Origin of the sequence: Leifsonia sp. TF02-11 (assembly GCF_017565305.1) — a bacterium.
GTDB lineage: Bacteria > Actinomycetota > Actinomycetes > Actinomycetales > Microbacteriaceae > Leifsonia.
This window is the reverse complement of the sequence record NZ_JAGEKP010000008.1, coordinates 15,088-30,257: the sequence shown is the minus strand read 5'-3', so window position 1 is coordinate 30,257 and position 15,170 is coordinate 15,088. Positions and strand designations below refer to the sequence as shown.

General features: G+C 69.2%; 8 protein-coding genes. 1 reads left to right on the top strand and 7 read right to left on the bottom strand.

Going from position 1 to position 15,170, the window contains the following annotated elements; all coding sequences use genetic code 11:
• Positions 1 to 14: 14 nt before the first annotated feature.
• The 4 genes from JNB50_RS12305 to JNB50_RS12285 are packed head-to-tail and all read right to left on the bottom strand — an operon-like array spanning position 15 to position 8,814.
• The gene (locus JNB50_RS12305) at positions 15 to 899 is read right to left on the bottom strand and encodes an alpha/beta fold hydrolase (RefSeq protein ID WP_208040436.1); all 885 of its coding nucleotides are present in this window, start codon (positions 897 to 899) and stop codon (positions 15 to 17) included.
• Between the two features lie 22 nt (positions 900 to 921).
• Entirely contained in the window at positions 922 to 2,391 is a 1,470-nt protein-coding gene (locus JNB50_RS12300) for an NAD(P)-dependent oxidoreductase (protein ID WP_208040435.1), read from the bottom strand.
• Complete coding sequence (locus JNB50_RS25065; protein ID WP_243768423.1) at positions 2,388 to 7,457, bottom strand: family 78 glycoside hydrolase catalytic domain; 5,070 nt, start codon at positions 7,455 to 7,457, stop codon at positions 2,388 to 2,390. Before JNB50_RS25065 ends, JNB50_RS12300 begins: the two co-directional genes overlap by 4 nt.
• A 16-nt stretch (positions 7,458 to 7,473) precedes the next feature.
• Positions 7,474 to 8,814, bottom strand: coding sequence for an MFS transporter (locus JNB50_RS12285; RefSeq protein ID WP_243768422.1), 1,341 nt, complete (start codon positions 8,812 to 8,814; stop codon positions 7,474 to 7,476).
• Between the two features lie 129 nt (positions 8,815 to 8,943).
• Between JNB50_RS12285 and JNB50_RS25775 the strand changes: the two genes are divergently transcribed.
• Positions 8,944 to 9,951, top strand: coding sequence for a LacI family DNA-binding transcriptional regulator (locus JNB50_RS25775; RefSeq protein WP_307794703.1), 1,008 nt, complete (start codon positions 8,944 to 8,946; stop codon positions 9,949 to 9,951).
• A 62-nt stretch (positions 9,952 to 10,013) separates the two neighbouring features.
• On the opposite strand, the gene JNB50_RS12275 is transcribed toward JNB50_RS25775, so the two are convergent.
• Genes JNB50_RS12275 through JNB50_RS12265 form a run of 3 tightly spaced genes read right to left on the bottom strand, consistent with a single transcriptional unit; the run spans position 10,014 to position 15,166 of the window.
• Positions 10,014 to 11,531 (bottom strand): carboxylesterase/lipase family protein, encoded by a 1,518-nt coding sequence (locus JNB50_RS12275; RefSeq protein ID WP_208040434.1) that lies wholly within the window; start codon positions 11,529 to 11,531, stop codon positions 10,014 to 10,016.
• Between the two features lie 25 nt (positions 11,532 to 11,556).
• Complete coding sequence (locus tag JNB50_RS12270) at positions 11,557 to 14,211, bottom strand: alpha-L-rhamnosidase (RefSeq protein ID WP_208040433.1); 2,655 nt, start codon at positions 14,209 to 14,211, stop codon at positions 11,557 to 11,559.
• Positions 14,212 to 14,257: 46 nt separating this feature from the next.
• Positions 14,258 to 15,166, bottom strand: coding sequence for a carbohydrate ABC transporter permease (locus JNB50_RS12265; protein WP_307794702.1), 909 nt, complete (start codon positions 15,164 to 15,166; stop codon positions 14,258 to 14,260).
• Positions 15,167 to 15,170 lie beyond the last annotated feature (4 nt).

Genomic DNA, 15,170 nt, shown 5'->3' with positions numbered 1-15,170 from the left:
GATCGTCTCCTCGGTCAGGATCGCAGGATGCGGATGACGTGGTCGTGCGCACGCTTGGCCTCGGGAGTGGCCGAGCCGCTGAGCCCGACTGCGTGGTTGCCGTCGGGCGAGTAGGTCAAGGTGCCGGCGTTGCCCGCCCGCCGCAGGAGACGGTAGGCCTCCAGCGCTTGCGGCAGCAGCAGGTCGCGACCTCCGGTGACCACGTGCACCGGCGGCAGGCCGTCGAATCGGCCAAGGAGCGGGCTGACCACGGGATCGGATGTCGACAGCTCAGCGGCCCATGCCCGGCCCCAGTGCCGGAGCTCGTCCGGGTCCAGGATCGCGTCCCAGGTCTGCAGCACATCGGCCGCGGGGTGGGCGAGCTCGACGTCGAGCCACGGACTCAGGAGGACGGCGGCGCGGACTCCCTCCGGGTGCACCTGCAGCACACTCAGCGCGAGGCCGGCGCCCGCTGAGTCGCCTGCGAGGTACACGTTTCCAGCACCTTTCTCCGCAATGGTCTCAGCGAGGACCTCCGCCACGAACGCCCGTGCACGCGTGGCATCGCCAACCGGAATGACCTCGTAGAGCGGCACGACGGCGTCGACCCCGGCAGCCGCCGCGAACCGGGCGACGGCCTTCCAGTGCGCGGTCGCGATCGGATGCGCGTATCCGCCGCCGGCGAGGAAGACGATGGCACGACCGGGCATCGCGTCGCGGCGGCGGAGCGTGACGACCCGCGACCCGGCCACCCGGTCCTCGCTGACGCGGAACCGCTTGGCGACGGAGGGCGGCACGGGAGCCGGGGCGGGCGGACCCTCTGCGTGGCGTCGGGCGATCTCGACGGCGACGTCCTGCTTGCCGCCGCGGGCGATGACACGTCTGACGATGGCGTCCATCGCCAGCGCTCGAATCGACATGGAGACTCCTGAACGTGGGCCGTCAGCGCCGCGCGGCCTCGTCACGGCGCGCGGGCGTGTGCGAGTACAGCTGGGCGAGGAACGGGTTGTGCTCGGCCTGGCGCTCGTAGCCGGCGGTGTCGCGCGTGCAGTCGGGGCACCAGTGGCCGCCGGTCAGGATCAGGAACGGGCTGGCGGCGAAGATGTGACCGAACGCGCAGCTCCAGATCAGCGGCTCGCTCGGGCGCCCCTCCGGAACGACCGGCGAAACCAGCTCTCCGCCCCGGAACTCGGCGGCGTGGACGTAGTCGGCTCGAGTCCAGTCACGGGGCGAGATGTCCTCGTCGAAGCCGTGATCCAGGTATGACGGAGTACGCGAAGGCTCCGGCACGGTGAACGTCGTCCAATCGCCGATGGCCTTCCACTCCTCCAGCGATCCGAAGTGGGCGCGGATCGCGGCCTCGTCGTGGTGGGCGATGGCGTGCATGGTCCCGCGGGGCTTCCGGGTGAGCGGTCGCATGACGAGGTTCTTCACGATCCACCCGGGGACCCGGCCGGCCGACCTGACCGAACGCGGGAGCGTCGCGACGGCGCGCGCGAGCGCACCCTCGAAGGTGTCGCGACGGAACGGCACGAGGTCGTCGAGCCGGTCGCTGTCGGTGTACCAGTGCCCGTGGAAGTTCTGCGTGGCGAACCAGTTGCGGTCGTACCAGCCGCGCACGTCGCCGACGCCGAGAGCACCGCTGATCGCGGTCTGGAGCTGCCAGTTCGTCAGCCGCCACTCCTCGCCGCCACCGATGTTGTAGATGGCGCCCCAGAATTCCTCGGGCAGGTCGCGCTCAGCGATCCCGGCGAGCAGCCGTGCGGAGTCCTCGGCGGTCGCCCACTCCATGACGCCGCTCAGCGTGGAGTGGGTCATGATCGGGTCGCGGAGGGCGAGCATGCCCGGATGGAAGATTCCGGTCTGTCGCAACCACGCCCACTTCGGCAGCCGCGACTCGATCAGCAGCTTTTCGGCGACGACCTTCGTCTGCCCGTATTCGTCGAACCGGGAGACACGGATGGGGTCGCCGACCCGACCCCAATGGATCGGCGCAGTGCGGTCCCCGGTCTCGGCGACCGACCCGATCCCGACCACCCCGACCGACGACGGGTCGGCAAGCGCCGCGACCGCGCGGATGATGTTCTGAATGCTGCCGACGTTCACCCGCTGCGCGAGCTCGGGATGCTGGTCGGCGAGCGGGGAGACGACGGCGCCGACATGCAGGATCAGATCGACGTCCCGAATGGCGCGCTGTACGTCAGCGGGGTTCAGCAGATCACCCCAGAAGATCTCCAGATTCTCCATGCCAGAGAACTCGTCGAGCACGGCCCGGTCCTGCGGGGTGTCCAGCGCGAACGCGACGACGCGCATCCGGTCCCCTCGTTCCCGGAACTCACGGAGGGCGGCGCGGCCCCAGTTGCCGGTGGCGCCGGTGAGGAGGACGCGGGTTCTCGGATCGGTGGCCGTCACCGCTGTGCCGCCGCGACGTCGGCTGCGCCGGTGACATCACTGCTCAGCGCGATCAGCTGGTCGAGCGCCTCGTCGGGGATCTCGACTCCCGGGAACCGCGCGAACTGCCCCATCGGCATCGACTCGACCATCCTGAGCATGTTGCCGTTCGCCTCTGCGGCGGCGAGTTGCTCTTCGGATGCGCCCGCCATCATCGCCTGCATCAGCGCGGGGCCGACGACGGGGTGGCCGAACCAGTCGCCGACGGTGGATGCAAGCGACAGCACCTGGGGTGCATTCACGTCGCCGTCGAGGTCGATCGTCTGCTCTGCGACGATCTGCTCGGCCGATTCACCGAGCTGGATCGTGTAGCCGCCGGGAGCGACCCACCACCGAGACTGCGGGGTGTCCCAGAAGGCGAACGCTCGCCGCGCCAGCGGAATCTCGACCGTGGTCGACTCCCCCGGCTCCAGCCGGACCTTCGCGAAACCGGCGAGCTCACGGGTCGGGCGCCGAACCGGCGAGCTGTCCGGGGCGACATAGAGCTGCACGACGTGAGCACCCGCGACAGCACCGGTATTCGTGACCGTCACGCGAGCGATCGCACTGTCGGCACCGGTCGTCTCCACCTCCAGCGCCGACTCGAACGTCGTGTAGCTGAGCCCGTGCCCGAAGGGATAGCGGACCGCGCGCCCCACGGTCGTGTAGTAGCGGTAGCCGACGAACACGCTCTCGCTGTAGCGGACGACCTTGTTCTCGCCGGGGAAGGAGAGGTAGGAGGGGGTGTCCTCCAGCCGCAGCGGGATGGTCTCGGCGAGTCGGCCGGACGGGTTGATGTCGCCGGTGAGGACGCCGGCCAGCGCGTGGCCGACGGCCTGGCCGAGCGCCCAGCCTTCGACGATCGCGTCGACGCTGTCGTGCCACGGCTCGAGGGAGACGACGCCGCCGTTGGAGAGCACGACCACGGTCCGGGGTGCCACTGCGGCGACGGCCTGGATGAGGCGGGTATGCGTGTCGGGCAGGTCGATGTGCGTGCGGTCGAACCCTTCGGACTGGTCTTCCTCGTACAGGCCGACGAAGACGACGGCGACCTCGGCGTTGCGCGCTGCCTCGACCGCCTCCTCTCGCAGGCGGTCGTCCGCCTCCGGGGCGGTGCGGTCGTAGCCGGGAGCGAAGGCGACCTCCGAGCCGAGCCGAGCGCGAAGTTCCTCCAGCGGGATGTCGAGCCGGGTCGGGTTCACGTGCGAGCTGCCTCCGCCCTGGTATTGCGGCTCGGCGGCGAGCTGGCCGAGTACGGCCACCCGCTGTCCCTCTCGCAGTGGCAGCGTGTCGTTCTCATTGCGGAGCAGCACGATCGCCTCGCCCGCCGCTCGGCGGGCCAGGTCGTGATGGACGTCCGCGTCGAAGGCGTGGTCGCCGTCACCGGGCGCGGTGCGCTCGGCGAGCCGGGCCAGCCGCTCGACGCTCCGCTCGACCACGGAACGGTCGAGACGTCCGTCGCGCACGGCGGCGACGATCGTCTCCGTGCCCTCGTCGCCGGTGCCGGGCATCTCCAGATCGAGACCGGCCTTCAGCGCCTCGACGCGGTCCTTGATCGCGCCCCAGTCGGAGACGACGAGCCCCTCGAAGCCCCACTCGTCGCGGAGCAGCTCGGTCAGCAGCCACTCGTTCTCGGAGGCGAACGCTCCGTTGATCGCGTTGTACGCGCTCATCACGGTCGCGGGTTGCGCCTCGGTGACGACCTGCTCGAACGCGGGAAGGTAGATCTCGCGGAGAGCACGGTCGTCGACCTGCGCGTCCACCCGCATCCGCTCGGTCTCCTGGCTGTTGACAGCGAAATGCTTCAGCGACGCTCCGACGCCGGTGCTCTGGAGGCCGTGCACATACTCGGCGGCGATCGCCCCGGTGAGTCGCGGGTCTTCCGACAGGTACTCGAAGGTCCGACCGCCCAGCGGCGAGCGCTTGATATTGATCGCCGGCCCGAGCAGCACGTCGACGTCGAGGGCGCGTGCCTCGCGGCCCAGCGCCGCGCCGACCTCCCGCGCCAGCGCGGCGTTCCAGGTGGACCCCAAGCCCACCCCGGGCGGGAAGCAGGTGGAAGGGAGGCTCTGGTTGAAGCCGAGGTTGTCGGCCGTGCCGCCCTGCCGGCGGACGCCGTGCGGTCCGTCCACCAGCACGAGGGAACGGATACCGTCGCCTTCGCGGGTCGACCAGAAGTCGCGGCCGGTGAGCAGAGCCGCGTCCCGGGCGAGCGCGTCGTCGTCCACGGTCGGTTCGGGTGCGTGGAGCACGTCGTCCGGCACGGGTCCGCCCGCGCTGACGGCCGCGAAGCCGCGTTCCAGATCGGCGAGCACAGCCTCAGAGTTGGGCAGCATGGACGAGACTTGACGGGGCGTGACGGCCTCCTGCCCGCGCAACCCCGCTTCCATGTGCTCGGCCGCCTCTGGCACGTGTTTGGTGATGACGCCCGTGAGGACGGCCATCGCCTCTGAACTCTCGATGAGTGTCCCGAGCGGGGTGTCGACGGTCACGGTGACGTGCGTTTCCTGGTCGACCTCGAACGTCTCGCTGAACTCGTGCTCGCCGTGGCCGACGACGTGCCGGGTGCCGGAGGGCAGTACCACCTCGGCGGTGACACCGACCGGGACGCGGACGGCCAACCGGAGTTCGCCGTCGCTGAGCACCCAGCCGCTCTCCGCGGTGCCGTAAGGCGTCTTCAGACGGGCGGATGCCGATGTGAGGCCGCGACGGGGAGGTTGCGGCGCGATGCGGAGCTGCCGGTAGCCCGGCGCCGCAGGGGCCAGGCCGGCGACGACGCGGTGCAGCCAGTCGCCGACGGCGCCGAACGCGTAGTGGTTGAACGACGTCATGCCGGACGGGTTCACGGTGCCGTCGGGCAGCAGCGAATCCCACCGCTCCCAGATCGTGGTGGCGCCCTGGTCGACGGTATACAGCCAGGACGGCGCGTCGGTCTGGAACAGGAGCTTGTAAGCGGTGTCGGGGTGCCCGTTGGCCGAGAGCGCATCGCAGATCAGCGGGGTGCCGATGAAGCCGGTCGAAATCTTGAACCCGTTCGCACGGACGATCTCCGCGAGCCGGTCTGCGGCGCGCGTCCGCGCGGCATCGTCGCCGGCGAGATCGAACTGCAGCGCGAGCGCGTATGCCGTGGCCGAATCGGAGAGGACGCGCCCGGCCTCCGAGACATACTCGCGGCGGAAGGCGGTGGCGACCTCATCGGCCAGCGAGCGGAGTCGCGCTGCTTCCGAGCGCCCGAGAAGCGCTGCCGCATCGGCGACGATCCGGGCCGACCGGGCGAAGTACGCGGTCGCGACGATCTCCGGATACGTGGCGGCCGCTTCCGGCCGTCCGGCCGGCGCGGAGGGGTCGAGCCAGTCGCCGAACTGGAACCCGGCCGACCAGATCCGGTCGGGGCCCGCCGCAGCCTCCACCTCGGTGACCCAGGCGAGCATCGAGTCGAACTGCCGGGCGACGACATCGAGGTCACCGGTCGACTGGTACATCGTCCACGGCACGACCGTCGCCGCGTCGGCCCAGCCGGCCATCGGGCCGGTGTAACCGGTCGTGATTGCGGGGACCACCATCGGCGTGCCCCCGTACCGGGCCTGCTCGGCCGCGAGGTCCTTGAGCCACGAGGTCAGGAAGCCCGCGCTATCGAACAGGTACTCCGCCGTCGGGGCGAAGACCTGGAGGTCACCGGTCCAGCCGAGTCGCTCATCCCGCTGCGGGCAGTCCGTCGGGACGTCGACGAAGTTGCCACGCATCCCCCACACGATGTTCTGGTGCAGCCGGTCCAGCTTGGGGTCGGAGGCAGCGAACCACCCGGTCCGCTCCAGGTCGGAGTGCAGCACCTCGGCCACGACCGACGACGGATCGAAATCGCCGGGCCACCCGATCACTTCCGCGTACCGGAACCCGTGGAAGGTGAATCGCGGCGCCCACTGCTCGGCACTGCCTCCGCTCAGGACGTAGGTGTCGGTGGCCTTGGCGCCGCGCAGTGGCTCGGTCGCGAGCTCGCCCGCCTCCAGGACCTCTGCGTGGCGGAGAACCACGGTATCTCCCTCGTCGCCGGTGACGGTGATCCGCAGACGGCCGACGAGGTTCTGACCGAAATCGAGGATGGTGCGGCCGGAGGGCGAGACGCTGACATCGGCGACCGGTACCGTCTCGGTGACCTTCACCGGCGGACCGTCGGGCGCTACCAGCAGCCCGGTGTCGAAGTCGGCGACCGTCACCGGCGTCCAGTCGCCCGACGTGCTGCCGGGCGTCGACCATTTCGGGTCGAACAGCCGGGCGTCGAAGTGCTCCCCGTTGTAGAGGTCGGCGGAGACGATCGGCCCGGCACTGCTCTCCCACGTAGCGTCGGTCCCGATCACCTGTCGGTCGCCATCCTCGTACTCGACCTCCAGCTGGGCCAGCAGCCCCAGCTCGGTGCCGTACCACTCCCTGCGCCCGTCCCAGCCGAGATAGCCGCGCCACCAGCCGTCCGCGAGCCACGCGCCGATGGTGATCTCGCCTCCGCGGATCAGGTCGGTGACATCGTAGGTCTGAAAGCGCAGGCGCGATTCGTAGGCCGTCCACCCGGGGGCCAGCTCGTCGTCGCCGACGCGCCTGCCGTTGATCTCCAGTTGGTAGAGGCCGTGCGCCGTGGCGTAGACACGGGCTTTGCGCACCGGCTTGGCCGCGAGCTCGGCGGTCCGCCGCACGAGGGCGGCCGCTCCCGGAGCCGGTGTGATCAGCCGGGCCGTCCAGTCGTCCGGCAGGAGCAGGCCGGCCTCGACCTGGGCCCAGCCCGACCAATCCGAGACGGTGCCGTCCTCCCCCGTCACGCGCACCCGCAGGGACGCACGCTCCCGCGAAGCCAGCGCGGCGAACGGCCACGGAACGAGCACCGACTCGCGGCTGTCCACTCGGGCGGTCTCGCCGGTCCCGGACTCCAACTCGTACGAGGCCTGCGACCAGCCCGCCGGTGCTTCCTCGACGATCCAGCTCAGCCGTGGCGCGGCCTCGCCGATGCCGAGAGCATCGCGGTGGTGTTCGAACCGGACGGGGGTGACGGTGACAGACATGGCAGGCCTTCGTGGGTCAGCGGACGGAACGGATGCGGAGGATGACGAGACCGCCGAGGAGGACGAGCGCGGCGGCGATGAGGAAGAGCAGCGTGTAGTTCTTCTGGCCGCCGGTGACGCCGATGAGGAGGATCGCCGAGGCGGCGAGCGGTGCGACGGCCTGCGGGATCGACGTGGCGAAGCCGGTGATACCCATGAAGCGGCCCGCGTCGGTGTCCTTCTCCGGCAGGACGTCCAGCAACAGCGCCTGGTCGACGGCGGCGAAGAGACCGATGCCGAGCGACACCACGAGTGAGCCGGCGATCAGGAGGGGCAGCGAATTCGAGAGGGCCATCGTCGTCATACCCGCGGCCATCACCGCACCGCCGAGCACGAGGAAGACGCGGCGCCTGCGGAGCCGGTCGGACAGGAAGCCACCGCCGAGCGCACCGGCGGTGGTCGCGAGCACGCCGATGCCGCCCAGAGCAGCGATGACTCCGGCCACCTTGTCGACCGTGACGCCCATGCGCTCCGCGAAGAAGAAGGCGGTGAAGGTCGTGTTCAGGGTGAGCCCGAAGTAGAAGAGGAAGCGGCCGAGCCAGTTCCACGAGAAGTCCGGGAACTGCGCCGGGTTGTAGACGTACTTCCGCAGCAATCGACCGACCGTCAACTGCTCTTTCGGCAGCCCTCGGCTGTCGTCTTCGTGCACGAGCGTCACGAACAGCGTCACCAGGACCACGCCCACCGCTCCGGGGACGAGGAAGAGCAGCAGGGCGTTCGCCGTGAAGAACTGGGCGATGACCACGCCGAAGACGGGCGCGATCTGCGTCGCGAACCCGGTGAGACCGCCGACCTTGCCGCGCTGGGATTCCGGGAGGCGATCGGCGGTGGAGATCTGGAGGTTGCTGAGCACCGTGCCCCACCCCCACTGCGCCAGGACCCAGCCGACGCCGAGCAGCAGGACGGACGGGGCCGCCGCCATCCACACCAGCGAGACGACGCCCACGACCATGCCGCCGATCATGAAGGGACGACGGCGGCCGAGGCGGCTGCGGGTGCGGTCGCTCCACACCCCCATGAAAGGCGCGGAGAGCATCACGAACAGGGCGCCGGCGCCGGTGATGTAGCCGAGGTACTCGGCGTGCCCCGGAGCGATGGACTGCACCCGGATGGCGAGCGAGATCGCGATCGGGGTGATGAAGGCCATGAAGACGCCGAACTGCGCCAGGACCATGAACCAGATGTAGCCGGCGCCGACCTTCGGAAGCTCCGGCGGGGTGCGGGCCTCATCGGCGACCGCCTCGGGATGGACGGTCGGAGCGGGAAGCGGTGCCGGCATCGCTGCGACGACCGGTTCGTCGCTGGTGGGGTTCGACATGTCAGGTGACTCCATCGTCAGGGGCTCTGTTTCGGGAAGGGTACTAGCACGAGCTAGTGAAGTCACTATAGACGCGACTAGCTAGCACGTGCAAGTGCGAGATAGAGTCGAGAGGACGAAGGAGAACCTGTGACGAATTCGGAAACCCTCAAGCGCGTGACCGCGGCCGATGTCGCGCGCTCGTTGGGCATCTCCCGCGCCACGGTCGGCTTCGTCCTCAACAACACCCCCGGCCAGACGATCTCCTCCGCGACCCGGGAACGGGTGCTCACAGAGGCGAAGCGCCTCGGGTACCGGCCGCACACCGCCGCACGAGCACTGCGGAGCGGTCAGAGCCGGATCGTTCTGGTCATCCTCCCGGACTGGCCCATGGACTACAGCATGCGCACCCACCTGGACGAGGCATCGCTGGTCCTCGATCGCGCCGGGTACTCGCTGGTCACGATGACGCCGCACCCCGGCGGCCAAGCTCAGCCACTGTGGGAGACGCTGCGCCCCGACGTGGTGCTCGGGATGGCGCCACTCCCCCGCGCCCTCGTCGCGGAGATCCGCGACAGTGGAGTGCAGCACGTGATCGCAGCCGTCCTCGAAGACGGAGCAGAAGCAGCAGCGGACGACCTGCGATACATCGAAGGGCCGCGCCTCCAGGTCGAGCACCTGCTCGAGCGCGGCCGCTCGACGCTCGCGTTCGCCGGTTCGGCGGATCCGCGGATCGGGGACCTCGTGGCCACCCGTCGTGCGCTAGCGGGCCGGACTCTGCTGGAACGGACCGGCAGCGGCTTCGCTGCGGATGCGGACATCGACGCGACCGACGCGGCCGCGGTCGTCGAGGGATGGCTGGCCAGGGGAATCGACGGCGTCGTCGCCTACAACGACGACATCGCGGCGCTGGTCGCCGGCGCCGTCCTCCGCTCCGGGCGCACCGTCCCGCACGATGTCGCCGTGATCGGCCACGACGACAGTCCCCTCGCGTCGCTCTTCGTCCCCAGCCTCACGAGCGTGCGAATCGACACGGCGGGGCTCGGACGCTACGTCGCGGAGCTCGCTCTGAGCGCGGTCACCGACGCGCCGACGCCCACGGCCGGACCCGAGACGGAGGCGCAGCTCGTCGTTCGCGAATCCACCGGCGGACTGTAGGACCCGACGCCGAACGTCATCCCGTACGTCCGGGGCGACGCGTTGAACACCGCTCCTCGGCCTCACGCCCACGTCCACGTCGCGTGACCGACCGCCTGGAGGATCTGGTCGTCGAAGTTCGCCTCGCACCGGCTGGGAGCGTCGAAGACCATCGTCGAGCGCCCGTCATCCCACGGTCGCCACTGCTCTCCTGGGCGCCCCGTTCTCGCGAAGGCCGCCCATGCGCCACCCACAGCGTCTGCCACGTCGAGGGCGGCCGCCGTCGCCCCCGTCTGTCGTTCGCAGAGAACGGCGTTCTTCTGCACGAAGGCGATCTCGGCGCTGTGGAACGTGCCGGGCCTGGCTCCGAGTACCGGAGTCTTCCAGGCGAACTGATAGAGCCAGGCCTGGCCGCCCTGTGCCACCTTGGCTTCCGCTTGGCGCACCGCCGCCACCCGCATCGGAGCGGCCTCGATGGTGGCGAAGAGGCCGAACGGCGACTCGTCAGGGTAGCGGTCCTTGTACGCGGCGAGCACGTCGTCCGCGGAGGCTCCGAAATCGGTACGGAGCTCCGAACGGACATCGGCCCAGGTCATGGTCTCGGCGCGGGGGTTGTCCAGGCCGTTCACGAACTCGTTCTGGTTCGCTCCGACGATCAGCGGAACGTGGGCGGAGAGCGCGTCGGAGCCCGGCGCCGACGGATCGCCGAGCAGAGGCTCCGCGATGATGCGCCCGTCCTGGACCGGCCGCCATGCTGTGAAGCCGAAGCCGGCCGCGACATCGATCAGCGCGCTCATCGGGATCCCGTCGAGCTGATCGGGCGCGACTCCGATACGGTCGAGAACCTCGCGGGCCTGGGCGTGCGACGCGTCGGGGTCCAGGATCTCGGCGAACGAGCCGCTCTGCACGACAGCCTTGTGGAACAACCCCCGGGCGGACGGCATGGAGAGCAGGCACGAGACCTTGCCGCCACCGCCCGACTGCCCGTAGATGGTGACGTTCCCCGGGTCCCCGCCGAATGACGCGGCGTTGTCGCGCACCCACTGCAGCATCAACACGATGTCCTGCATGGCGAGGTTCGCGCTGTCCTCGTAGCCGGTCAGCCGGCTGAGGTCGAGGAAACCGAACAGGTTGAGCCGGTGGTTCGAGGTGATCACCACACAGTCCTCGGAACGTGCGAGATTCGCACCGTCGTAGGCCAGCAGATCGTTGCCGGATCCTCCGGTGAACGCTCCGCCGTGCAGATAGACCATCACCGGCCGGGCACCGGCCAGATCGGGAGTCCAGACGTTCACCCGCAGACAGTCCTCGCTCTGAGCCACCGCGGCCGAGCCCCGATAGAAGACGAACGCGTCTTCGTCGCCGCTCAGGCCGAGAGCGTTCTGGCCCAGTGCTTGCTGGGGCGCCTGCGGACCCCAGAACAAGCAGCTCCGCACGTCGTCCCACCCCGCGGGCTGCTTCGGCGGCCGAAACCGGTTCGGGCCCGCGGTCGATCCGCCGTAGGGGATCCCTTTGAAGGCGAGCGCTCCGCGCTCGATGGTTCCCCGCACACGACCGTGCGTCGTCTCGGCGTCGACCAGCGGGAACGATGATCCGTGCATTTCTCTCCTCACCGCCGTCGTCTCCTCACCACCGTCGCTTGGCCGGCTTGCGCGGGTCGTCCTCTGCGCTGCGGAACTCACCGACGAGCCGGTGCGTGCCGTGCCCGACCTCGACGAACGCGTCGCCGGAGCCGGGCAGAGTCACCCGGGCCCGAAGGCCCAGCGGCACGTCGACGTCGATCGTGAAGTCGGTGCCGCGGCGGGTCCACTCGACGCCCACCTCACCGTGCGTCGTGAGGTGACGGGTGCCAGCCTGGGTGAGACCACCTCCGGGATGCGGCTTGATCACCACGACGTCGCTGCCCGGCTCTGGGAGGTTGAGCCCGGCCACGACCCGGTGCAGGAAGTCCGCGACCGCTCCGAGGGCGTAATGGTTGAACGAGGTCATCCCGCCGGGATTGATGGAACCGTCGGGAAGCATGCTGTCCCAGCGCTCCCACACGGTCGTCGCCCCCTTGCCGACCTGGTAGAGCCACGACGGCAACTCCTCCTGCAGCAGGAGATGGTAGGCGTGGTCGATTCCCCCGGCGATGGTGAGCGCGTCGCAGACCAGAGGGGTTCCGACGAACCCTGTGGTGATGCGGTAGTCGGATGCCGCGACCAACTCGATCAGTCGCGCTCCCGCCCGCTCCGCCTGCTCCGGAGTCGCGAACAACTCGAAGACGAGGGCCACCGCGATCGAGGTGACGGTGTCGCTGACGAGCCGGCCGTTCGGCGAGAGGAACTCGTTCTGGAACGCGGCGACGGCTCGCTCGGCGATCCGGCCGTAGTGCACCGCGTCTTCACTCCGCCCCAGTATGTTCGCCGACCGTGCGAGCAGCCTCGCGGACAGCGCGTGGTATGCCGTCGCCACTAGGTACTTGTCCGTGTGGCTGTCTCCTGGATTGTTCGGAGGAGCGGCCGGGTCGAGCCAGTCCCCGAGTTGGAACCCGGCGTTCCAGAGGCCGGTCTGGCCGGTGAGGTCGTCGACGAGGTCGACCCACGCTTTCATCGACTCGTACTGGCTCGCAAGGATCGACGGATCGTGATCGTGTTGATACAGCGCCCACGGCACGATGACGGCCGCGTCCCCCCAGGCGGCAGTCGGGAAGTTCGGGAAGCCGCACTCCACCCACGGCACGAAATTGGGAACGTGACCGTGGTCCTTCTGCTCGTGCGCGACATCCCGGAGCCAGCTGGTCAGCACGCCCTGGGCGCCGTAGAGATAGAGGGCCGTGGGCGCGAACACCTGGATGTCACCGGTCCACCCCATCCGCTCGTCGCGCTGGGGGCAGTCCGTCGGAAGGTCCACGAAGTTGTCGCGCATCGACCAGACGATGTTTTCGTGGAGGCGGTTCAGCCCGGGGTGAGAGCTTGTGAACCATCCCGTGCGCTGCATATCGGAGTGCACGACGAGGGCCGCCACGTCGACCGTGTCGATGTCTCCGGGCCACCCTTCGAGCTCGGCGTACCGGAAGCCGTGAAGCGTGAAGCGCGGTGTCCACTCCTCCAGCCGGTCGCCGGCCAGTGTGTACGAGTCGATGGAGACGGCGGTGCGCAGCGGGCGGACTCCGAGTTCGCCGTTCTCGATCACTTCCGCGTGATGCAGCCGCACCGTCTGGCCAGCCTGTCCACGCACTCGGATCCGCAGCTTTCCTGCGATGTTCTGGCCGAAGTCGAGGCGGATCCGACCGGAGGCGACACGTTCCACCGCCACGGGTTCGAGCACGTCCGTGACGCGGATCGGCGGACCGACCGGCGCCTCGATCGCGGCAGGGAAAGCGTCCAGTGCGAGCAGTTCGGGTTGCGCCCACGATGTCGCGTCGAACCCCGGCGCACTCCACCCGCGAGGCAGCAGTCGCGCATCGTAGCTCTCGCCCTCGTACAAGCCCGCCGCCGTGATCGGCGCGGCCCGGTACCGCCACGAGTCCGCGAGCGGGACCCGCAGCAGCCGGCCGTCGGTCAGGGTGAGTTCGAGCTGGACCAGCGCCGAAACGTCCTCGCCGTAGTAGTCCCAGAGGCCACCGTCGAAACCGATACGTCCGCGGTACCAGCCGTCTGCCAACCAGACCCCGAGAGCATTGCGTCCCGGTCGGAGGCGATCGGTGATGTCGGTGGTCTGGTAGCGCAGACGATGCCGGTAGCTCGTCCAGCCGGGCGCGAGCACGTCGGGTGACACCGGTTCGCCATTGAGCTCGAGCTCATAGACGCCGTGCGCCGTCGAGTACACCCGCGCATGCCGGATGTCATCGACGCCGATCCCGACAGCGGCCAGGTCCCACTCGTTGCGCAGCAGGTAGCCCGGCCGCAGCCCGCCCTGGGCGGCGGACGGGGACGGCGAGACGAAGGGTTCCATCCAGTCGGCGCGTTCGAGCAGACCTGCTTCCACGGACTGGCTCGCCGACCAGGCCGAGTGACCGTCTGCGGTGGACACGCGCACCCGCACGGTCACCCGTTCGCGTGATCGAAGCGGCGAGAACGGCCACGCGATCGAGGTGGCTGCACCCTCGGCGTCGTACACGCTGACCGTCCCGTCGGACGCACGGCCTTCGACGGTGAACGATGTATGCCGCGAGTCGCCGCTCACCAGCCACGACAGGCGCGGCCGCGTCTCCGCGATACCGAGCGTGGACGCTCCCCGGCGGTTCTCGAGCCAGATTTCGTCGACGGACACGGCTGCGTCGGTGAAGGTGGATGTCACTGTTCTCCCGTTGGTCTGAGTGTGCGATGTGTGGAGCGGGGCTCGGTCAGCCCTTGACGGAGCCTGCGGTGAGGCCCTTCATCACGCGCTCGTTGAGGAACAGGTAGATGATCAGCGTTCCGAAGACGTTGACGCAGATCGCGGCGAACGTCGGACCGTACTGCACAGCGCCGTACTGCCCGGTGAAGTTCAGCAAGCCGACCTGGATCGTCTGGAGGTCGCTGCTGTTGGTGAAGGTGAGCGCGATCAGCAGGTCGTTCCAGAGGAAGAAGAACTGCACCAGGCCGACGGTGAAGATCGCGTTGCGGACCATCGGGAAGCCGATCGACCAGAAGGAACGGTAGATGCTGGCGCCGTCCAGGGTCGCCGCTTCGAAGATCTCGTGCGGCACCGCACGGAAGAACGTGGCCATCATGAAGACGGTGAGCGGCAGGCCTCCCACCGTGTACGTGATTATCAGCGGCCACAGCGTTCCCGTCAGGCCCGCTTGGTAGTAGATCGTGAACAGCGGCAGCAGGATCATCTGGCCGGGCACCATGACGCCGGCCAGGAAGAGCAGCAGGACGACGCTGCGTCCGCGCCAGACCATGACCTGGAGGGCGAACCCCGCGGCGACGCCGAGAAGGATCGTCAGCGCCAGCGAGGGGAAGACCGCGATGACCGAGTTCTGGATGTAGTGCCCCAGGTTCCCGGTCGTGAAGGCGGCGACGTAGTTGACGGGGTCGAGACTGGAGGGCAGGGACCAGAAGGGTTCGTTCAGGAACTCGTTCTGCGTCTTGAACGAACCGAGCAGGATCCAGATCAGCGGGTAGATCTCGATCACCAGCAGGACGGCGATCAGGATCCGTACGGGCAGACGCTTCATGAAGCGGAGAGCCTTCGGCTCGCGACGCTCTCCGGGGGTCTCGCCCCGGGTCGCCGCAGCGGGGATGCGGTCGGTGGTTACTGCGGACACGATT